The 20,143-nt window shown below is 74.5% G+C and carries 19 protein-coding genes; 7 read left to right on the top strand and 12 right to left on the bottom strand.

Features of this window, described 5'->3' with window-relative positions:
* Positions 1–48 precede the first annotated feature (48 nt).
* Complete coding sequence (locus RMN57_RS07490) at positions 49–1,005, bottom strand: helix-turn-helix domain-containing protein (RefSeq protein ID WP_313762595.1); 957 nt, start codon at positions 1,003–1,005, stop codon at positions 49–51.
* An 82-nt stretch (positions 1,006–1,087) separates the two neighbouring features.
* Between RMN57_RS07490 and RMN57_RS07485 the strand changes: the two genes are divergently transcribed.
* Positions 1,088–1,681 (top strand): MBL fold metallo-hydrolase, encoded by a 594-nt coding sequence (locus tag RMN57_RS07485; RefSeq protein ID WP_313762594.1) that lies wholly within the window; start codon positions 1,088–1,090, stop codon positions 1,679–1,681.
* Between the two features lie 102 nt (positions 1,682–1,783).
* On the top strand, positions 1,784–2,737 hold the full coding sequence (locus tag RMN57_RS07480; protein WP_313762593.1) for a polysaccharide deacetylase family protein: 954 nt from the start codon (positions 1,784–1,786) through the stop codon (positions 2,735–2,737).
* A gap of 105 nt (positions 2,738–2,842) precedes the next feature.
* Here RMN57_RS07480 and RMN57_RS07475 read toward each other — a convergent pair whose 3' ends face one another.
* From RMN57_RS07475 to RMN57_RS07440, 8 genes are all read right to left on the bottom strand, one after another.
* On the bottom strand, positions 2,843–3,169 hold the full coding sequence (locus RMN57_RS07475) for a hypothetical protein (RefSeq protein ID WP_313762592.1): 327 nt from the start codon (positions 3,167–3,169) through the stop codon (positions 2,843–2,845).
* A 121-nt stretch (positions 3,170–3,290) separates the two neighbouring features.
* A complete protein-coding gene (locus tag RMN57_RS07470) occupies positions 3,291–3,944 on the bottom strand; it encodes a 4'-phosphopantetheinyl transferase superfamily protein (protein WP_313762591.1) in 654 nt (217 codons plus the stop codon).
* A gap of 156 nt (positions 3,945–4,100) precedes the next feature.
* A complete protein-coding gene (locus RMN57_RS07465; protein ID WP_313762590.1) occupies positions 4,101–6,518 on the bottom strand; it encodes an arylsulfatase in 2,418 nt (805 codons plus the stop codon).
* Complete coding sequence (locus RMN57_RS07460; protein WP_313762589.1) at positions 6,515–8,395, bottom strand: ABC transporter ATP-binding protein; 1,881 nt, start codon at positions 8,393–8,395, stop codon at positions 6,515–6,517. Before RMN57_RS07460 ends, RMN57_RS07465 begins: the two co-directional genes overlap by 4 nt.
* Entirely contained in the window at positions 8,392–9,249 is an 858-nt protein-coding gene (locus tag RMN57_RS07455) for an ABC transporter permease (RefSeq protein ID WP_313762588.1), read from the bottom strand. The genes RMN57_RS07460 and RMN57_RS07455 overlap by 4 nt, the downstream gene beginning before the upstream one ends.
* A 4-nt stretch (positions 9,250–9,253) precedes the next feature.
* On the bottom strand, positions 9,254–10,201 hold the full coding sequence (locus RMN57_RS07450) for an ABC transporter permease (protein ID WP_313762587.1): 948 nt from the start codon (positions 10,199–10,201) through the stop codon (positions 9,254–9,256).
* Between the two features lie 3 nt (positions 10,202–10,204).
* Entirely contained in the window at positions 10,205–11,791 is a 1,587-nt protein-coding gene (locus RMN57_RS07445; protein WP_313762586.1) for an ABC transporter substrate-binding protein, read from the bottom strand.
* Between the two features lie 112 nt (positions 11,792–11,903).
* The gene (locus tag RMN57_RS07440) at positions 11,904–12,863 is read right to left on the bottom strand and encodes a TauD/TfdA family dioxygenase (RefSeq protein WP_313762585.1); all 960 of its coding nucleotides are present in this window, start codon (positions 12,861–12,863) and stop codon (positions 11,904–11,906) included.
* A gap of 828 nt (positions 12,864–13,691) precedes the next feature.
* Here RMN57_RS07440 and RMN57_RS07435 point away from each other — a divergent pair.
* Positions 13,692–13,940 carry a DUF6059 family protein gene (locus RMN57_RS07435; protein ID WP_313762584.1) on the top strand — a complete coding sequence of 83 codons (249 nt, stop codon included), beginning with the start codon at positions 13,692–13,694 and terminating at the stop codon, positions 13,938–13,940.
* Between the two features lie 78 nt (positions 13,941–14,018).
* On the opposite strand, the gene RMN57_RS07430 is transcribed toward RMN57_RS07435, so the two are convergent.
* Positions 14,019–14,240 carry a hypothetical protein gene (locus tag RMN57_RS07430; protein WP_313762583.1) on the bottom strand — a complete coding sequence of 74 codons (222 nt, stop codon included), beginning with the start codon at positions 14,238–14,240 and terminating at the stop codon, positions 14,019–14,021.
* Positions 14,241–14,534: 294 nt separating this feature from the next.
* On the opposite strand from RMN57_RS07430, the gene RMN57_RS07425 reads away from it, so the two are divergent.
* Complete coding sequence (locus RMN57_RS07425) at positions 14,535–15,017, top strand: cysteine/serine endopeptidase inhibitor (RefSeq protein ID WP_313762582.1); 483 nt, start codon at positions 14,535–14,537, stop codon at positions 15,015–15,017.
* A gap of 128 nt (positions 15,018–15,145) precedes the next feature.
* On the opposite strand, the gene RMN57_RS07420 is transcribed toward RMN57_RS07425, so the two are convergent.
* Positions 15,146–16,069 (bottom strand): NAD(P)-dependent oxidoreductase, encoded by a 924-nt coding sequence (locus RMN57_RS07420; protein ID WP_313762581.1) that lies wholly within the window; start codon positions 16,067–16,069, stop codon positions 15,146–15,148.
* Between the two features lie 318 nt (positions 16,070–16,387).
* Between RMN57_RS07420 and RMN57_RS07415 the strand changes: the two genes are divergently transcribed.
* The 3 genes from RMN57_RS07415 (at position 16,388) to RMN57_RS07405 (ending at position 19,119) form a co-directional block, all read left to right on the top strand.
* A complete protein-coding gene (locus RMN57_RS07415) occupies positions 16,388–17,800 on the top strand; it encodes an FAD-binding oxidoreductase (RefSeq protein WP_313762580.1) in 1,413 nt (470 codons plus the stop codon).
* Positions 17,801–18,223: 423 nt separating this feature from the next.
* Complete coding sequence (locus tag RMN57_RS07410; protein WP_313762579.1) at positions 18,224–18,553, top strand: hypothetical protein; 330 nt, start codon at positions 18,224–18,226, stop codon at positions 18,551–18,553.
* Entirely contained in the window at positions 18,550–19,119 is a 570-nt protein-coding gene (locus RMN57_RS07405) for a thioesterase family protein (protein WP_313762578.1), read from the top strand. The genes RMN57_RS07410 and RMN57_RS07405 overlap by 4 nt, the downstream gene beginning before the upstream one ends.
* Positions 19,120–19,388: 269 nt before the next feature.
* Here RMN57_RS07405 and RMN57_RS07400 read toward each other — a convergent pair whose 3' ends face one another.
* On the bottom strand, positions 19,389–20,060 hold the full coding sequence (locus RMN57_RS07400) for an NAD(P)-binding domain-containing protein (RefSeq protein ID WP_313762577.1): 672 nt from the start codon (positions 20,058–20,060) through the stop codon (positions 19,389–19,391).
* Positions 20,061–20,143 lie beyond the last annotated feature (83 nt).

Raw genomic sequence — 20,143 nt, 5'->3', positions numbered from 1 at the left:
CGCACCTCACAGCGCCCACCTCACCGGACCCGCCTCACCACACGCGCCTCACGGGACGCGGGTGAAGGCGCGGCGGTAGGAGCGGGGCGGCACCCCGCGGCGGCGGACGAACTGCTCGCGCAGGACGGCCGCGCTGCCGTAGCCGACCAGCCGGGCGACCTCCTCGATCGGCAGGTCCGTGGTCTCCAGCAGCTCCTCGGCCCGGCCGAGGCGCAGCCCGAGCAGCCAGGCGTGCGGCGTGGAGCCGGTCGCGGCCGAGAACCGGCGGGCGAAGGTGCGCCGGCTCATCAGGGCGCGCTGCGCGAGCTCGGCGACCGGCAGCGGCTGGTCGAGGTGCTCGCGGGCCCAGGCCAGTACGCCGGCCAGGCGCTCGTCCTCGCAGTCCTCGGGTACGGGCGCGGCCAGGTACTGGGCCTGGCCGCCGTCCCGGTGCGGGGGCAGTACGAGGTCCCGGGCGACGGTGTTGGCCGCCGCGGCCCCGTACTCGCGCCGCAGCAGGTGCAGGCAGAGGTCGAAGCCGGCCGCCGCGCCCGCGCCGGTGACGACCCGGCCCTCGTCGACGTACAGGGCGTCGGGATCCACGGCGACGTCCGGGTGGCGGGAGGCCAGCAGCCCGGCGAACCGCCAGTGGGTGGTGGCCCGGCGCCCCGCGAGCAGCCCGGCGGCGGCGAGCGCGAACGCGCCGACGCAGTGCGCCGCGACGACCGCGCCGCGTTCGTGGGCGGCCGCCAGCGCGTCGAGCACGGCGGCCGGCGGGGGCGTCCGGAAGTCGGCCCACGGCAGGGCGAGGACGAGGTCGGCGGCGGCCAGCCGGTCCAGCCCGTGGTCGACGGTCAGCGGCACGCCGAGATCGGTGGGCACCCGGCCGGGCCGGTCGGTGCAGAGCGCGAAGTCGAAGCGGGGCAGGCCGGGCGCGACGCCGCTGAACACCTCGGCGACCACCCCGACCGCGAGCATCCCGACACCGGGCGGTGCGTAGGCGGCGACGGTCGTGAAGGGCGGCATGCCGGCATTGTGGCACGATTCCTGCGATCGGTGGCAGAAGGGCCACTCGTGGGCCGCCGGCCGGTTCGCGAGGATTACCGGCATGAACGACGCACCGCACGGCCGCAGCGCCGACTGGACGATCCTGACCACCGGTTACACCCTCTCCACCGGCCCCGGAGTGGCCGCCACCGTCTCCTTCGTCTCCGACGGGGACCGGCGGGTGATCGTCGACCCGGGCATGGTGGCCGGCCGCGACCGCATCCTCGGCCCGCTCCGGGAGCTGGGCTTCGGCCCGGAGGACATCACGGACGTCGTCCTCAGCCACCACCACCCGGACAACATCATGAACGTCGGGCTCTTCGGCGAGGCCGTCGTCCACGACCACAAGGCCGAGTACCGGCACGACCAGTGGACGAGCCGGGACGCCGAGGGCTACGAGCTGACCTCGTCCCTGCGGCTGATCCGCACCCCGGGCCACAGCCGCGAGGACATCACCCTGCTGGCCGGCACCGCCACCGGGGTGACGGCCTTCGTCGGCGACCTGTGGTGGCGCCCGGACGGCCCGGAGGAGGACCCGGTGTCGCCGGACCGCGAGTTGCTGCGCGCGTCGCGACTGCGGGTGCTCAAGGCCGCCGACCTGATCGTGCCCGGTCACGGGCCCGCCTTCCCGGCCGACGACCGCGCACCCCGGTAGGGGCGTCCGGCCCTGCCTTCCCCCGGCCAGAAGTTGCGGCCGACGGCCGATCAGGGTTCATAGAGGTGATGGGCGGATGAACGGACGAGTACGGAGGCGGGCGTGTCGCTGAGTCGGCGGAGGCTGCTGCTGGTGGCCGCGGGAGGCGCGCTGGCGGGCTGTCAGGCGGCCGGGCAGCAGCGCGGCGCCCGCCCCCTCCCGGCCGGCGAACCAGCGGTCAGGCTCTCTCCGGCGCCCTCCCCGCTGCTCTCTCCCGGGCCCTCCGCTCGGCCGTTCGAGTCACCCGCCGAGTCGCCGCCCGCACCGGTGGCCTCCGTCGCACCGGTGGCGCCGGTCGCCCAGGAGGCCGCCCCCGCCGGCCGGGCCGTGGCGGCCCGCTACGCCGGTGTCGAACCCACCACCTGGGGCCTGGACGTCCCGGGGGTGATCACCGCGCTTCCGGACGGCACCCGGGCCACCGCACTCACCTTCGACGCGTGCGGCGGGCCGGGCGGCTCCGGCTACGACGCCGCACTGATCGAGTTCCTGCGCGCCCACGGTGTCCCGGCCACCCTCTTCCTCAACGCCCGCTGGATCGACGCCAATCCGGCCGAGTTCGAGCAGCTCGCGGCCGAGCCGCTCTTCGAGATCGCCAACCACGGCACCGCCCACCGCCCCCTCTCCGTCACCGGTCGCTCCGCCTACGGCATCGCGGGCACCCGGGACCCGGGCGAGGTCTACGACGAGATCGCCGGGAACACCGCCAAGCTCACCGCGCTCCTCGGCCGCCCGCCCCGCTTCTTCCGCTCCGGCACCGCCCACTACGACGACGTCGCCACTCGCATCGCCGCCGACCTGCACACCCGGGTGGCCGGCTTCACCGTCAACGCCGACGGCGGCGCCACCTTCACCGCGGCCCAGGTCCGCGCCGAGGTCGCCGCCGCCCCACCGGGCGCCATCCTCATCGCCCACATGAACCACCCCGCCTCCGGTACGGCCCCCGGCTTCGCCGCCGCCCTCCCACCCCTCCTCACCGCCGGCCGCACCTTCACCCGTCTCTCCGACGCCCTCCACTGAGCGCGGCACCGTCACCCGTCAACGCCCACCCGCCCGAGTGCCCCGGACCGATCCCGGTCCGGGGCACTGGCACCTCAGGCTGACATCAGCGGCGTGCCGCCGTGGTCAGGGGAGGGCGACGTAGGCGGTGTGGATGACCCGCGCCTTGGTGTCGCACCAGACGGTGGACTTGCCACCGCGGGGGTCGGCCCAGGCGGGCTGGCCGTCGTGGCGGTACTCGTAGCCGTTGTCGATGCGCTTGCAGGTGACGGCGGCCTGGAACCGGGAGGTGCCGTCACCCTTGCAGGTGACCGTGGCTCCCTTGTTGTACTCGGTGCTGATCAGCTTGTAGGTGCAGCCGGTGATGGTGGCGCCGGCGGGCGGTGCGAGGGTGATCGCGGCGGCGATGCCGATGGCCGAGACCGAGGCCGCGGTGATGAGACGCTGTCGCATGCGCACAGGGAGTACTCCTGTCGTCGAGGCGTGTGCGTTCCTTGACGCAAGCATGACAGTGTCGGGGTGGCCGCGGACCGGAACGCGGCAAGCGAGGGGGCGCGTTCCGGTCGGGCGGCCGTCAGGGCAGGACGGTGATGGCCGTCGCCAGGTGGCCGTCGCGGACGATCCACCGGCCGGTGAAGGACTGGAGCCGGCGGCCGTCGACGACGGGGCCGGGGACCTGGAGCTCGGCGTGGAAGGTGCCGTTCGGGTCGAGGGTGATGTCGGCGCCGTCGAAGTCGAGGAAGACCCCGGTGAGCGGGAACCAGGTCTTGTAGACCGACTCCTTGGCGCTGAAGAGCAGCCGGTCCCACGGGATCTCCGGGTGCTCCGCGAGCAGTTCCGCGTTGCGCTTCTGCTCTCCGGGCAGGGCGATGGTGTCGAGGACGCCCTCGGGCAGGACGTCGGCCGGCTCGGCGTCGATGCCAAGCGAGACGACGTCGCCGGCGCGGGCCACGGCTGCGCCGCGGAAGCCGGCGCAGTGGGTCAGGCTGCCGACCACGCCGTCCGGCCAGCTGGGGGCGCCGCGCAGGCCCGGGACCAGCGGGCGGTAGGGGACGCCGAGCCGGGCGAGCGCGAGCCGGGCGCAGTGGCGGACGGTGGTGTACTCGCGGCGGCGGCCGTCGACGGCGCGGGCGACGGCCGGCTCCTCGGCCGGCTCCAGCCGGGCCTGCGGCGGATCGTCGTACGCGACCTCCACCATGACTGCGGCGGGCAGCAGTTCGCCGATCACAGGTTCCCCCCTGTCGATGTCTGTCGCTGGGTGCCGACGTACGCCCGGTGCGACGTGCGCCCGGTGCGACGTGCGGACCGGCCGAGCCTAACCCGTGCGGCCCCGGCCCCGCGGGGAAGGGCGGGAACCGGGGCGCGGGCGGGGAGCCGCCGAGGGTTACTCGAAGGCCGCCGCGGCCTCCCGGAGCGCCCGGGCGACGGTCTCCGGGTCGTACGGCGCCGGCTCGCCGGGGAGGTAGGTGACGGCCCGCAGGCCGCCGGTGTACCGGAAGGAGCGGTGGCGCTGGTGGACCGGCCAGGAGACCGGGGACTTGCGGTCGACGCCGACGCTGATGCCCTGGAAGGGCGCCATGCCGATCAGCTGGTGGACCGGGCCCAGTCGGCCGCCCTCGGCGCCGTCCACCAGGAGCCGGAACTCCCACTTGAGGTCCGCCACCGCCGTGGCCTCCAGGGTGATCCGGTGGGGGCCGGGGGCGAGCCGGCCGCCGTCGGCCTCCAGCAGGTCGCCGTACTGGTTGTAGGCGAACCGCAGCCGGCCGTCCTCGACGTAGAGGCTGTAGCCGCCGCCCTGGTCGCCGTGCGAGACCAGGACGCCCTGGTCGGTGGCCCCGTGGGCGTCGAGTTCGACCTCCACGGCGAAGGAGCGGAAGGCGATCAACCGGGACGAGCGGTACCGCTCCAGCTCCGGGGTGCCGGGGAGAAGGGTGACGGGGCGGCGCAGCCGGTCGGCCTCGGGGCCGCGCAGGGCGAGGGCGCCGCTGCCGTCCGCGAGCGGGAAGACGCCGTTGCGCCACGCGGCGGCCTCCCAGGCGGCGGACAGCTCCTTGACGAGGTCCGGGTGGTCGGCGGCGACGTCGTGGATCTCGGTCGGGTCGGTGCGCAGGTCGTACAGGGCCCACTCGCCGTCGTCGTACGGGGCGCCGGAGCGGTGCAGGGTGACGAGCTTCCAGCCGTCGCGGTAGTAGCTGCGGTTGCCGGTCATCTCGCAGTACTGCTCGGTGTGGGTGGAGGCGGCCCCGGGGGAGCGGAGCACGGGGGCGAAGCTGACGCCGTCGAGCGACTGGACCGGCTGCCCCTCGCCCGGGCCGCGGTGCAACGGCCTCTCGACGCCGGCGAGTTCGAGCAGGGTGGGCAGGATGTCGGTGACGTACTGGTACTGCGTCCGCACTCCGGGGTCGTCCGCGGCGCGGGGCAGTCCGGCGGGCCAGGAGAGCACGAACGGGACCCGGACGCCGCCAGCGTAGGTCTGGCCCTTGTAGAAGCGGAACGGGGTGTTCGAGGCCATGCCCCAGCCGCGCGGGTAGTGGACCAGGGACTGCGGGCCGCCGATGAGTTCGATCTCCCGTGCCACGTCCGGGTTCCAGTCGGCGGGCAGCGCGGGGTGGTGGACGAAGCGGCTGAAGTAGCTGCGGGTGCCCCCGGCGCCGCCCTCGCCGGTGCCGCCGTTGTCGGAGGTGAACACGATGATGGTGTTGTCGAGTTCGCCGAGCGCCGCGAGCGTGTCGGTGAGGCGGCCGAGGTTCTGGTCGACGTTGTCGACCATCGCCGCGTAGACCTCCATGTAGCGGGCGTACAACCTCCGCTGCACGTCGTCGAGTTCGTCCCAGGGGCCGACGTCGTGGCCGAGTTCTCCGTTGCGCGCGGGCAGTTCGGTGCCGGGTGGGAAGTGGCCGGCGGCCAGCTGGCGGGCGAACCGGGTGGTGCGCAGCTCGTCCCAGCCGGCGTCGTAGCGGCCCCGGTGGCGGGCGAGGTCCTCGGGCTTGGCCTGGAGCGGGCCGTGCACCGCGTTGTGCGCGAGGTAGAGGAAGAACGGCTTGTCGGCGTCGTGGGCGCGCAGCGACTTGACCATGGCGATGGCCTGGTCGGTGATGTCGTCGGTGTAGTAGTAGTCGTCGGGGAACTCGACGATGTCCAGCGGGCTGTTGTCGCGCACGAGTTGGTGCGGGTGGAAGAGGCTGGTGAGGCCCTCCAGGACACCGTAGTACTGGTCGAAGCCCTTCTGCAGCGGCCAGTTGGCCCGGTTGTCGGCCGCGTTTGAGGCGGAGTCGCGGGTGAGGTGCCACTTGCCGACGGCGTAGGTGGCGTAGCCGGCGTCGTGCAGCAGTTCAGCGAGGGTCGGGATGTCGCCGGCCACCTCCATGCCGTAGCCGGGGAAGCCGGGGTCGGCGTTGGCGACGAAGGAGTAGCCGACGCGGTGCGGGTTGAGGCCGGTGAGCAGGGCCGCGCGGGCGGGGGAGCAGAGCGGCATGGTGTGGTAGTTGGCCAGCTTGACGCCGGTCGCCGCGAGCCGGTCCAGCGTGGGTGTCGGGATCTCGGAGCCGAACGGGCCGATGTCGCTGTAGCCCATGTCGTCGATCAGCACGACGATGACGTTGGGGGCGCCTTCGCGGGGGCGGACCCGGTCCGTCCAGGCGGGTGTCGAGGCGCCGAAGGTGCGGCCGACGCTGCCGGGGAAGCCTTCGTAGGGGTCGCGCCGGTGCGGATCGCGGCCATCCGGATCGCGGTCGTCCGGCTTCCGGTCAAGCGGGTCGCGGTCACGCGGGTCGCGGTCGTGGGGTGCGGGTGTGGTGCTCATCGGGTGCTCCGGGCGGTGGGGAGGGCGGCGGGGAGGGCGGCGGGGAGGGCGGTGGCCTTCGAGGGTGGCACGGTCTCGTGCGGCAGGACGGCCCCCGGCCGTGAAGCCGCGTCCAATCGGGGGACGGCGGCGAGGAGTTCGGCGGTGTACGGGTGCTCGGGTGCGGTGACGACCCGGTCGGCCGGGCCGGTCTCGACGATCCGGCCGCGGTGCATGACGGCGATCCGGTGGCTGACCTGCCGGACCACCGCGAGGTCGTGCGCGATGAAGAGGACGGCCAGTCCGAGCTCGCGCTGGAGCCGGGCGAGCAGCTCGATCACCTGGGCCTGGACCGAGACGTCCAGCGCGGACACCGGCTCGTCGCAGATCAGCACGCTCGGCCGGGGCGCCAGCGCCCGGGCGATGCCGATGCGTTGGCGCTGGCCGCCGGAGAAGGAGCGCGGCTGCCGGTCGGCCCAGGACGGATCCAGCCCGACCTGCTCCAGGAGTTCGGCGACCCGGCGCTCACGGGCGGCGCGGTCGCCGAGGCCGTGGGCGATCAGCGGCTCGGCGATGATCCGGCCGGCGGTCAGCCGCGGGTTGAGCGAGGAGTACGGGTCCTGGAAGACCATCTGGATCTCACGCCGGGGCGCCCGCCCGGTGTCCGCCCGCCCGCCACCGCGCCGCACTCCGAACTCCTCGCCCCGGAAGCGGATCGAGCCGGCCGAGGGCGCGTGTACCCCTACCAGTGCACGGGCCAGGGTGGACTTGCCCGAGCCGGACTCGCCGACCAGGCCGAGCGTCTCGCCCGGGTGGAGCTCCAGATCCACGTCGGCCAGCGCCGTGACCGGCCGTCGCCGCGGCCCGTACGTCTTCCCCAGCCCGCGGACGGTGAGCAGCGGCTCCTCCCCCGGGGTGCTGTTGGCCGCCGCCCCGGAGGGCGCGTCCAGCCGCGGTACGGCGGCCAGCAGCTCCTTGGTGTAGGGGTGCCGGGGCGCGGCGAGGACCTCGGCGGTACCGCCGTGCTCGACCACCCGGCCACCGCGCATCACCAGGATCCGGCGGCAGGTCCGGGCGATCACGCCGAGGTCGTGGCTGATCACCACGAGCGCCGTGCCGGTCTCCCGGTTGATCCGGGCGAGCAGGTGCAGGATCTGCTGCTGGACGGTCGGGTCCAGCGCCGTGGTGGGCTCGTCGGCGACCAGCACCTCGGCGTCGTGGGCGAGCGCCAGCGCGATCATGATCCGCTGGCGTTGACCGCCGGAGAACTGGTGCGGGTGGTCGCGCAGCCGCCCGGCGGCGTCCGGGATGCCGACCAGGTCGAGAAGGCCGGCCGCGCGGGCGGCCCGTTCGGCCCTGGGGCCTGTCTTCAAACCCCCGTCTGCGGGTCGACGCCGGGGCACGCACCTCGCCGCGTTGTCGTCGGTCGCCGATGCTCCGCATGGACTCCCTCCTCCGCCTTGCGATGCACGCACCCCAACGCCGACCCGCCCGCCCTCCGGGCGGACGACGGGGGTTTGAAGACAGGCCCTGGGGGCGTCGCCGTGTGCCCGCAGCGCTTCGTCGAGCTGCCGGCCGACGGTGAGGACGGGGTTGAGCGAGGACATCGGGTCCTGGAAGACCATGGCGATCCGGCGGCCGCGCAGACCGCGCAGGGCCGGTTCGGGCAGGGCGGCGAGGTCCTGGCCGTCCAGTTCGACCGAGCCGGCGGTGATCCGGCCGCCGGCCGGCAGCATGCGCAGCAGCGCCAGCGCGGTGGTGGACTTCCCGGAACCGGACTCGCCGACCAGCCCGAGGGTGTCCCCGGCGGCCAGCTCGAAGCCGACGCCGTCGACGGCGCGGGTGCCGGCGAACTCCACGGTCAGGTCGCGGACCTTCAGGACCGGACGGCGGCTCATCGGCGGATCCCCCGGTTCAGGGCCTCGGCGATCAGGGTGAAGCCGAGCACCAGCGCGGTGGTCACGGCCAGCGGTACGGCCGCGAAGGAGGGGTCGGTGGAGAGGTAGGCGACGGACTGGCTGAGGATGGAGCCCAGGGTGGGATCCGGGGGCCGGACGCCCAGGCCGAGGAAGCTCATCGCGCCTTCGATGAAGACGCCGATGGAGAGGGCGACGGCGGTCTGCACGATCAGCGGGTCGGCGGCGTTGGGGACGACGTGGCGCAGCAGCACGCGCCGCCGGGAGGCGCCGCCGACGCGGGCGGCCAGCGCGTACTCGCGCTCCCGCTGGACCAGGATGCCGGCCCGCAACTGGCGTCCGAAGCCCGGAACTTCGGCGAGGGCGATGACGATCAGCACCGGCCAGCGGCCCGGTCCGAGGACGGCCGTGACGGCCAGCGCCAGGATGATCCCGGGGAAGGCGAGCAGCAGGTCGAACGCCCGCTGCACGCCGAGGTCGGCCCACCGGGACGAGGCGGCGAGCAGGGCGAAGGTGCAGCCGAGCAGTGCGCCGACCGGGACTGCGGTGAAGGTGATCGCGAGGTCGGTGGCGATCCCGTGCAGGACCCGGCTGAACAGGTCGCGGCCCATGTCGTCGGTGCCGAAGGGGTGTTCGGCGCTGGGGCCGGCCAGGGCCAGCGGCCCCTGGGCGTTCGGGTCGAGGTCGGTGAGCAGCGGGGCGAGCAGGCCGGCCAGGGCGAGGGTGCCGACCAGGGCGATCCCGGTCAGGCCGCGGCCGGTGAGCAGGCCGGCCAGGTAGCGGTTGCGGAGCCGGACGCCGGCGGCGGGCGCCGGGCCGGTCGTGATGGCGGTCATCATTTCACTCCCACCGGATCCGGGGGTCCAGCCACGCGTACACCAGGTCGGTGAGCAGCTGGACGGAGACGTAGACGGCGACGACGAGCAGGAGGAGGTCCTGGACGACCGGGTAGTCCCGGCGGACCACGCCCTGCTCGATCAGCTGGCCCAGCCCGGGCCAGGCGAAGATGCGCTCCACCAGGACGGCGCCGGCGATCAGTTGGCCGACCTGCAGGCCGAGCACGGTGACGGCGGACGGCAGCGCGTTGGGCAGCGCGTGCAACCAGACGATCCGGCGGCGGGAGACGCCGAGGGCGGTCGCGGTGCGGACGTAGTCCTCGGCGAGGGCCCGCTCGATCCCGTCCTTGAGGTAGCGGGCGAGGACGGCGGCGCTCGGCAGGGCGAGGCAGACGGCGGGCAGCAGGAGGTACTGGACGGCCAGGTCGGGCTGGTCGAGCAGTGACTCGTGGCCGCCGGCCGGCAGCAGACCGAGCGTGACCGCGAAGAGCAGCACCAGCAGGACGCCGGTGACGAACGGGGGCACCGCGAGGACGGCGGTGGTGAAGGCCTGGACGGCGGCGGCGGCGACCGGCCGGCGCCGGGTGGTGGCCCCGGCCACGCCGAGCGGCAGCGCGATCAGGACCACCAGCAGCAGGGCGCCGAGGGTGAGTTGGACGGTGGCCCCGAGGCCGTTGCCGATCAGGTCGGCGACCTGGCCGCCGATCGCGTAGCTGGGCCCGAGGTCCCCGCTCGCGAGGTGGCCGAGCCAGCCGACGTACTGGGTGAGGAGCGGCTGGTCGAGGCCGAGTCGGGTGCGGACGGCGGCGACGGCCTCCGGTCCGGCGTCGGGGCCGGCCAGCGAGGTGGCCGGGTCGCCCGGGATCAGCCGGAGGATGAGGAAGACCAGGAAGGAGGCCAGGGCGAGGACAAGCAGCCCGGAGGGCAGGCGTTTGAACAGGAAGGTGCGCATCGGTCAGGCCGTCAGGTAGGCGTCGTCGAGGTTGAGGTAGCTGAACTTGTTGAGGTCGGCGCCGCGGACCTTGCCGCCGGCGACCTCCACCAGGCCGCCGACGGCGAGGTCGATCACGAACTCCTCGTCCAGCAGCACGTCGGTGATCCGCTGGTAGAGCGCCCTGGCCTCGGGGCCGTCGCTGTCCGGTCGCTTCCACGCCTGCTGAACGACGTCGGTGTAGGCGGGGGAGGAGAAGCGCGAGCTGTTCCTGGCCTCGTTGAACGGGTACGCGCTGACCGCGAGGGTGGCCGGGTGGAGCTGGGCGAAGCCGTGGCTGAGCGTCCACAGGGCGGGCATGCTCTGCGCGATGAGCTGCTTCTGCATGGTCGGCGAGTCGGTGGGCTGGAGCACCGTCTCGATGCCGACCTGCTGGAGGTCGTACTGCAGGATCTGGGCGATCGCGGTGGAGCCGGGGTCGTTGGAGTGGGCGAACGGCAGGGTGACGGTGGTGAGGCCGGCCTCCTTGAGCAGGGCCCGGGCCTTGTCGGGGTCGTGGCGGTAGCGGGCGGCGTTCGTCTCGCTGTACGCGGGCGAGGACTTGGGCCACGGCACCGCGGAGACCGTGCCGTACCCGCCGAGCGCCTGCTGCACCAGCCGGTCGCGGTCGACGGCCCAGGCGATGGCCTGCCGCACCCGCTTGTCGCCGACGTGCTCGGCGGAGAGGTTGACGCCGATGTAGTAGGCGCCGGAGCCGGTGTCGTACTGCTTGATCCGGAACTGCGGGTCGCTCCTGAGGGTGGCGACGTCCTTGCCGCGGACCCGGTAGGAGAGGTGGGTCTGGCCGGTCTTGAGCGAGGAGAGCAGCGACTCGGCCTGCGGGATGATCCGGATCTCGACGCCGTCCAGGTAGGGGCGGCCCGGGTTCCAGTACTTCTCGTTGCGGGCGAAGGTGATCGAGCTGCCGGGTTTGCGGTCGGTGAGGGTGAACGGGCCGGTGCCGATCAGCCTGGTGCCGGCGACGGCGTCCTCGACGCTCGCCGCGTCCGGGATGATCATGAACTCGAAGAGGTCGAAGAGGTTGCTGACCGGGTGGGCGAGGACGAGCGTCAGCTCGAAGTCGCCGTTCTTGCGGAAGTCGGTGACGGCGGCCGCGGTCGAGCGCAGCTGGGCCGAACGGGCCGGGTTCTGCAGGTTCTTGACGGCGAAGACGACGTCGTCGGCGGTGAACCTGCGGCCGCTGTGGAAGGTCACGTCCTCGCGCAGCTTGAGGGTGACGGTGGTGCCGTCCGCGCCGACCTGCCAGGAGGTGGCCAGTTCGGGCTGCGGCTGGAGCCGGTCGTCGTATCTGGTCAGGGTGTTGAAGACCAGGCGCTGGACCAGGGTGTTGGCGCTCTGCGCGAAGAGCAGGCCGGGGGTGAAGTCGACGTCGGTGCCCACCGAGAGGACGCCGCCCCGGCGCGGACCCGCCGAGCCGCTCGCGGCGGAGGTGGCGGTGTCCGCCGCCGAGCGGCAGGCCGCCAGCGCCAGCAGGCCGGCACCGGCGAGGCTCCCGCGCAGCAGGGCGCGGCGGGAGGGGCCGGAGACGGAGGGGGTGGTGAACGCGGTCATGGCGGGTCCTTCGGGAGGGGGCGGTTCGGGTCGGCGGGCGGGGACGGGGCCGGGGCGGGGCGGAGCGGGGACGGAGCGGACGTCACGGTCGGGCAGTGGGGTGTCGCCGGGCTCACTCCGTCCGGTCGGCCTCCAGCTCCTCGGCCGGCACGAGGCCCGCCACCCGCGGCGGCTCGGTCGGCTCCAGCAGGCGGCTCGGGGTGCCGTCCACGCCGACCGGCAGGTCGCCGTCCAGGGTGATCCGCCGGACCAGGCGCGGCTCGTCGCCGTAGTCGTTCACGGCGTAGTGCTGGGTCGCCCGGTTGTCCCAGATCGCCACGTCGCCGACCTGCCAGTCCCAGCGCACGGTGTTCTCCAGCCGCTCGACGTACCGCTGGAACAGCTCGATCAGGGCCCGGCTGTCGGCGCCGGACACGCCCTGGATGCGTTGGGCGAACGCGCCGAGCAGCAGCGTCTTCTCACCGGTGACCGGGTGGACCCGGACCACCGGGTGCTCGGTCCGGAACGCGGTGGAGACGAAGACCTGGCGGAACAGCTCGGCGATCTCGGCGTTGTCGGCCAGCTCCGGGCGCAGGGCCAGGCTGGCCGCGTAGTCGTAGTCGTTGGTGTGGACGGCGCGCAGGCTCTCGGCCAGCACCTTCAGCGGCTCCGGCAGGTCCTGGTAGGCGGCGGCGGTGTTGGCCCAGACCGTGGAGCCGCCGGCCGGCGGGAGTTCGAGTGAGCGGAGGACGGACGCCTTCGGGTAGGACGGGACGAAGGTGACGTCGGTGTGCCAGTTGTTGGCGCGCACGCCCTTGGTGGCGTCCAGCTCGAAGATGTAGCGGCCGTCGGCGCTGGGCACCGTCGGGTGGCCGACCGGGTGCCCCAGCAGGCGGGCGAACGCCTCGTGCCCGGCGTCGTCGAGGTGCTGCTGACCGCGGAAGAACAGCACCTTGTGCTCGTACAGGGCGGCCTCGATCGCGGCGACGGTCTCGGCCGGCAGGTCGCCGCCGAGGCGGACGTCGTGGACGACGGCGCCGATCCGGCCGGCGGCCGGGGTGAGGCGGAGCTCGGTGAGGGGGGCGGTGGTCATGGTGATTCCTCGGGCTTTCGAGTGGAGGGACGGGACGGGCAGGCGCACGCGGCCCCTGGTCGGGTGCGGGCGGGACCGCGTGCCGCGGCGCGGCACGCCGTGGACGGACGCGGGGTGCGCGGTCCGGAGCACGGGTGTGCGGTGCGGACGGTGTGAAGGTGCCGCGCAGCGGCGTTCGGTGCAGCGGCGTTCGGTGCGACGGCGTTCGGTGCGGCGGCCTTCAGGGACGGCCGGCCGCGGGGCGGGCCGGGCCGGTGGCGCCGGACGTACGGCACGGCGGACGGCTGTCCGGCGGACGTACGGTCAGGGGCGGGCGCTCAGCCCGGCCACGGACGGGAGCGGGCGTTCAGCGACAACAGCGACCGCGGCCGTGGCCGCAGCAGGGTCGGGGACAGGTGGGGCACTGGCCCCGGAGAACGGTGGTCATCGGCCCTCCTTCCGGCGTGCTGCGAGTGGGCTCGGCGCTCATCGTGCTGAAGTCCGAGCCCTGCTGTCAATCGCCGTTCTGCCTGCTGAGCAGGGGTGTTGCGGCTCTGTGTCGCCCCGTTGCGGCCGGTGGCCGGGCGATGGCGGGTGTGCGTCGCGAGCGCGTTCGGCCTTGTGGCGGGCCCGGCGCAGTCGTTGACTCGCGGAGCGGAGGAAGCCCCGGCGGCGGCGTTCCGGCTCCACTCCCGGGCTGCGTTCGTCCGCTCCGGGACGCCGGAGCGGCCACGACCGCGCCGCCCGCCACGGCTTGAGCCGGATTCGAGGGCGGCGGTGGAGACTCGGCCGACCGCGGAGCGGCGGTGTGCCGGACGGCGCAGGTGCGGACGGGATGGGTGGGCGGCGATGAGGTGGTACTGGACCGGCTGGTTCGAGCAGCTGATCCCCGGGCTGAGCGCCCTCGCGTACGGGTGGGGCTACGGGGTCTGCCCGCCCGCGGGCGCCGACCCGGACCCGGCGGCCCACCCGCCTGCCCTGCCCCGCGCTCTGCCCCATGCCCTGCCCCGCGCGCATCCGGAGCGCCCTGCCGGCCACGTTCCGCCGACTCCCGCCGAGCGCGAGCTCTGGTCCCAACTCACGGACGTGGGGCGGTAGTCCCGGGCGGCATCGGCCTCCGGGCGGCGCGCCCGCGGTCTCGTGCGGGCGCTCTGGCCGACCGGCCCGCAGGCCGGTTCACCGGCCGAGGAGGCGGGCGAAGTCGAGGCCGAGGGTGGCGAGGACGGGGAGGGCGCCGAGGTCGGTGATGCCGCCGACGGGGATGCTGTGGCCCTGGTTCACCTCGCGGGGCTGGGCGGAGGCGGGGGCCGCGGTGCCGTTGAGCGCGGCGCCGGCGAGCAGGGTGCTGGCCAGGGCGGCGGTCAGGACGGTGACGGCGGTGCGAAGTGCGGTGCGCACGGGGCCTCCTGGGGGCGCGGATCGGGCGAGGTGACAACGCGCGACCCTGCCCCGCGGTCACGCATCGTCCCGCTTTCGGACGCGTTCGTAAAGCATGTTGCCTTGTGTTCATGACAACACATCAAAGGTCTGGACCTCACTCCCGCGCCCGGCATAGCGTCCCTCCAGGGCGAACCGGACGTGCTCGAACTCCGCTTCAGCGATTGCGACTTGACCTCGCATGAGGTGCGGTGGTCGGGCTCCGGTCCGCCCGTGCTCGGTCATGCCGTCCGTCTGTCGAACCGGAGGGAAACCATGCGAGTCGTCAAGAACCTCAGGATCCTGGCCGGCGCGCCGCTCGCGGCCGCCGCACTGATCGCTCTGACCGCGGGCTCGGCGAGTGCCGCGATACCGATCAACAAGCCGATGAGCGGGAAGGCCACGTACTACAACGACGCCGGCTTCGGCGCCTGCGGTACCCAGATCAACGCCGCCAACCAGATGCTGGTGGCCGTCTCGCACGCCTGGTGGACCGCCGCCAACCCCAACAACGACCCGCTCTGCAAGGGCATTTCGGTGAAGGTCACGTACCAGGGCAAGACCGTCACGGTGCCCGTGAAGGACAAGTGCCCGTCCTGCGACTCCACCCACATCGACCTGAGCCAGCCCGCCTTCGCCCGGTTCGCCCCGCTGGGCAAGGGCGTGATCACCGGTCTCACCTGGCAGTTCGTCAAGACCGGCCTGGCCGGCCAGAGCATCCCGCTGTCCGAGCCGATCGAGGGCTCGACGATCGACTGACCGACACCCGGGTACCCGGAGACCGCGGATCCCCCGAATCCCGCGGACACCGGGCCGACTGCGACCCCCGGAACCGCCGCCCGCCGCCCGCCACCCCCCTGCGGCCGGCGGGCGGCACCGGCGGCGGGTCACGCCACCGTTGCCCGCAGGCCCTCCCGGTGGTCGGCGTGGGCCGGGGTCCAGCCCAGCTCGCGCTCCGCCTTGGCGCCGGAGACGCGCATGCCGGTGTCCAGCATCATCGTGCCGAGGTAGGGCACCGCCAGGCGCAGCAGCCGGCCCGGGACGCGCAGCGGGCGGCGGTCCCGGGCGGCGGCCGTCGCGGCGGCGACCTCGCCCCAGGTCGACGGCCGGCCGTCCACGACGTTGTATGCCTCGCTGCCGCGGCCCCGCTCCAGCGCCGCCACGGTGGCGTCCGCCGCGTCGGCCACGTGCACCCACGCGGTCGGGCGGCCCCCGCTCCGGGGCACCGGCATCGGCATCGGCCGCGTCGCGGGTGCCGGGTCGAACCAGGTGCCGGGTCCGTAGAACACGCCGAACCGCAGCGCGATGCCGTCCAGCCCCTCGGCGGCGAAGGTCTGCTCCTCGGTCGACCGGAGCCCGTCGACCACGACGTCGCCGAGGTTGCCCAGCCGGACGCCGAAGGGGTCGGCCTCGGTGAGCATCCGGGCGCCGTGGTCGGTGTAGCCGTAGCCGAAGACCAGCGACTGGGTCACGAACCGGTGGGCCCCGAGCACGCGGGCGGCGGCCAGCAGGTTCGCCGTGCCCTCGATGCGCAGCCGGGTGCTGGGCTCGGTCTCGTCGACGGTGCGCCGGGGCTTCTTGAGCGCGGTGAGCTGGTGCACGACGGCGTCGGCGCGCAGCCCGTGGACGGCGGCGAGCAGCCCGTCGCGGTCCATCGCGTCCGCGCGGACCGGCCGGGCGCCGAGACCGGCGACCACGCGCTCGGCCTCCGCGCTGCGGGCGAGCCCGAGCACCTCGTGGCCGGCGGCGAGCAGCAGGCGGGTCAGCGGTCGGCCGATCGCGCCGGTGGCGCCGGCAAGCAGGACGATCATGGTGCACACTCCCGGGTCCGAATCCGTGGCTACGCAGGTCGGACGAGGTGGCCCGCCGACTTGTGACACCCGGGCGGTGTGAGGCGCGCCACGCCTTCGCCCCTTCCGCACCTTCCGGCCCGTCCCGCAGGCCGGGACCTGCCGACCCGCCGGACCCGGAGCCGGACCCGGACCTGCCGACCCGCCGCCCCGCGCACCCGAATCGGCCACCTGACACTGTGCAGGGGAGGGGCGGAGGAACCTGGCAGCGTGCGGGTGGTTCCGGCGGCCGGGCGCGGCGTAGCGTCCGGGGAGATCACCGAGCGAAGGCAGGTTCCCGTGGACCGCAACGGCGAAGCGTCTCCGGCCGTCAACGGCGGCGTCTCCTTCTGGTATGCGGAGGGCGGGCTGCCGGAGCCCCGGCCCGCGCTGCCGGGCGACGCCGACGCGGACGTCTGCATCGTCGGCGGCGGGTACACCGGCCTCTGGACGGCGTACTACCTGAAGAAGGCCGACCCCGGGCTGCGCGTCACGGTGCTGGAGCAGCGGTTCTGCGGTTACGGCGCGTCCGGGCGCAACGGAGGGTGGCTGTACAACGGCTTCGCCGGCCGGTCCGCGTTCGCCCGCCGGTACGGGCCGGAGCGCGCCGCCGCGATGCAGCGGGAGATGGACCGCTCGGTCGGCGAGGTGGCCGACACGGCCGCCGCCGAGGGCATCGAGGCGGACATCGTGCGCGGCGGCGTCCTGGAGGTCGCCCGTACGCCGGCCCAGCTGGCCCGGCTGCAGGCCTTCGCCGAGGCCGAGGCCGCCTACGGCGCCGACCGCGTCCACCTGCTCTCGGCGGGGGAGACCGCGGCGCGGATCCGGGTCGCGGGCGCCCTCGGCGGCACCTGGAGCTCGTACGGCGCGCGGATCCAGCCGGCCGGGCTGGCCCGCGGACTGGCCCGGGTGGTGGCCGGGCTCGGGGTCCGGATCCACGAGCGGACCGCCGTCACCGAGATCCACCCGGCCGGGCCGGGCGGCCGCGCCCGGGCCGTCACCCCGCACGGCACCGTCACCGCCGACGTGGTGCTGCGCGCCACCGAGGGCTTCACCGCCGCGCTGCGCGGGGAGCGGCGCACCTGGCTGCCGATGAACTCGGCGATGATCGCCACCGAGCCGCTGCCGGCCTCGTTCTGGGCCTCGGCCGGCTGGGAGGGCCGCGAGGTCCTGGGCGACTTCGCGCACGCCTACATGTACGCGCAGCGCACCGCCGACGACCGGATCGCCCTCGGCGGGCGCGGCGTCCCCTACCGCTTCGGCTCGCGCACCGACACGGACGGCACCACCCAGCCGGCCACCGTCCGCCAGCTCCGCGCGATCCTCGACGACTTCTTCCCCGGCGCCGCCGGGGCCCGGATCGACCACGCGTGGGCGGGCGTCCTCGGGGTGCCCCGGGACTGGTGCGCCACGGTGGAGCTCGACCGCCGCACCGGCCTCGGCTGGGCCGGCGGCTACGTGGGCAGCGGTGTCACCACGGCGAACCTGGCCGGCCGCACCCTGCGCGACCTGGTGCTCGGCCGGGACACGGAGCTGACCGGGCTGCCCTGGGTCGGCCACACCGTGCGCCGCTGGGAGCCGGAACCCTTCCGCTGGCTGGGCGTCCACGCCCTGTACGCCGCGTACCACGGTGCCGACCGGCAGGAGGCCACCGGGCGCGGCACCACCTCGCCGCTCGCCCGCCTGGCCGACGCGGTCTCCGGGCGGCACTGAGGCGTCGCCGCAGGACGCGCCGGCCGTTCGCGTTCGGGAGCACCTGCCCTCCCGAACGCCGCCCCTCCCGAAGGGCGGCCGCCTCGAACGCCGCCCCTCCCGCACGGTGGCCCTTCCGAACGCCGCCGCGTCCGAACGCTCGCGTCGAGCCTCCGCCTCCGGTCCTCGAACACCCGACCCGTCGTCACGCGGAGTGACCGGCCGCGGAGGCGCGCGGCGCGCATTCGGCTGATGCGGCAGATTTTATGCCCCGCCAAACTACTCCAATGGTGGGCAGTTTTCCGTAGGCCATCGCAAACCTGTGGCGCGCTGCCCCGGCTGGGATAGCGTCTTTTCCGCCGGGGGGTTCCCGAACTGTTGACGAACCGCCCCGGTGGATTCGAACGCATTATGACCGTGCCGTATCTGATTCGGGAGTTAACCGTGCACAATTGCCTTTCGGAAATCCGGTCGGGTGCCGTCGACGAGCTGCGGCTCGCGGTGGACTCGCTCGCGTCGTTCCCGGCCCGCGGCGGGGCCGACGGGACCGACGTCGCCGTGCCCGAGCGCCTGGCCGCCGTGGCCGAGCTGTGCCGGGCGGTCGACGGGGTGCTCGACAGCCTGGTGGTGCAGGCCGCCGCCGAGGCCGCCGAGGAGGGCTGGACCGCCGCCCGGATGGCGTCCGAACACGCCGTTTACTACGCCCGGTTGCAGCGGGCGCTGCTGCCCGCCGCAGCCGGCGGCCAGGGCGACGCCGGGCTGAAGAAGCGGTGAGCGCGCCCCACCCCCACGCACACGTCCTGTCCTGCCCGACCCGGTGGAGCGACGTCGACGAGAACGGGCACATCAACAACGCCCGGCTGGTCTCCTACGTCCAGGAGGGCATCTACGACCTGTTCTGCCACCACCGGACCGCCGTGCAGGAATCCCTTTTCCCGTCCGGATTCCTGATCGCACGGCACGAGATCGATTACCTGGAGCAGTTGCACCACCACCCCGACCCATTGCTCGTACGGCTCACCGTGGAGCGGCTCGGGCGGAGTTCCGCGCATGTCGTGGTGAATGTGTGCCGCGATCCCCGCACGTATATGCGGGCGCGCACCGTGGTGGTCGCCCGGGACCGCGAATCCGGCCGGTCCCGCAAACTCAGCCCGAACGAGCGGCGGTTTCTCTCGGCATTCCTGCCGGGCGAGCACCCGGCCGACTCGCTGCCCACGGCAGAGCCGCCGGCCGGCCCGCCGCAGTGGCTGTCGGTGAAGGCCGCGCGCGCCGCGGGCCCGGCCGTTCCGGCGGTCGCGGCGCACCGTCGGCGCCGCCGCTGCCGCGCCTCGTCCCGCTGACCGCGCCGACCGGCCGGTCCGGCCGACCGCGCCGGGGCGACGCAGCCCCGCACCGCGGGCCGGGTGACGGCCCGCCCGACGCGCGGACGCCGTGAGCCCGGGCGGGACCGGGCCCGTACCGGTCCGCACCTGACTACTGGGGTACTCAGGTGCGGACCCGGAGTGGCGCCGGGCCGGCGCCACGCCCGCCCCCGACCGGCTGCACCCGCCCGCCTGCGCGGCCGCGGACCGCGGGTGGTGCGGGCGGGGCGGGTGCAGCCGGGGCACGCTCAGAGCTGCTCGTCGTCCACTGCTCCCGGGGCCAGTGCGGGAGCCGGGAAGGCGTGCCGGGCCTCGCCCCCGGACCACCAGATGCCGATCGCGAGGACGGCCGCCGACTCCAGCAGGCCGGCGCGCGCGAGGCCGCCGCAGGGCAGCGGCGTGCAGCCCATCGAGGCGACGAGCTCCGCGACGAGAGCGGCGGCCGCCGGGTCGTCCGTGCAGAACGGGACGGCGAGCGGCGCGCCGGCGAAGGCCGGCCGGTCGAGGGTCCAGATGCTCTCGTGGCAGATGCCGAAGACCTTGGCCACCCGGGCCCCGGGTGCCGCCGCGGCGAGCCGCGCCGCGACGGAATCGGGGCCGCCCGCGGTGGTCGCAACCGGCCCGTCCGGGCCCGGAGCCATCGGGACCGTGCAGTCCAGCACGGTCCGCCCGGCGAGTTCCGCTGCCAGTGCGCCGACCACCCGGTCCGCCGCATCGGCCGGCACGGCAACCAGGACGGCCTCGCCGAACTCCGCCGCCTCCGCCGGTGTGCCGCTGCGCGCGCCGCGGCCGACGGCGGCCGCCGCCCGGGCCGCCGCGCCGGGATCGCGGCCGCCCACCAGGACTTCGTGCCCGGCCCTGGCCCAGGCCCCGCCGAGGGCGGTGGCCATCGCCCCCGAACCGAGAATGCCGATCCGCATCGTCTGCTCCTCATCACGTCATGGACGGCGAACTGCCGTGCCGAGGACGGTAGGCGGGCCGAAACGCACCATCCGGTAGGCAT

The organism is Kitasatospora sp. CM 4170 (assembly GCF_032110285.1).
GTDB classification, from domain to species: domain Bacteria; phylum Actinomycetota; class Actinomycetes; order Streptomycetales; family Streptomycetaceae; genus Kitasatospora; species Kitasatospora aburaviensis.
Note: the sequence above shows the minus strand (reverse complement) of the source record. Positions and strands in the feature narration are given on the sequence as shown.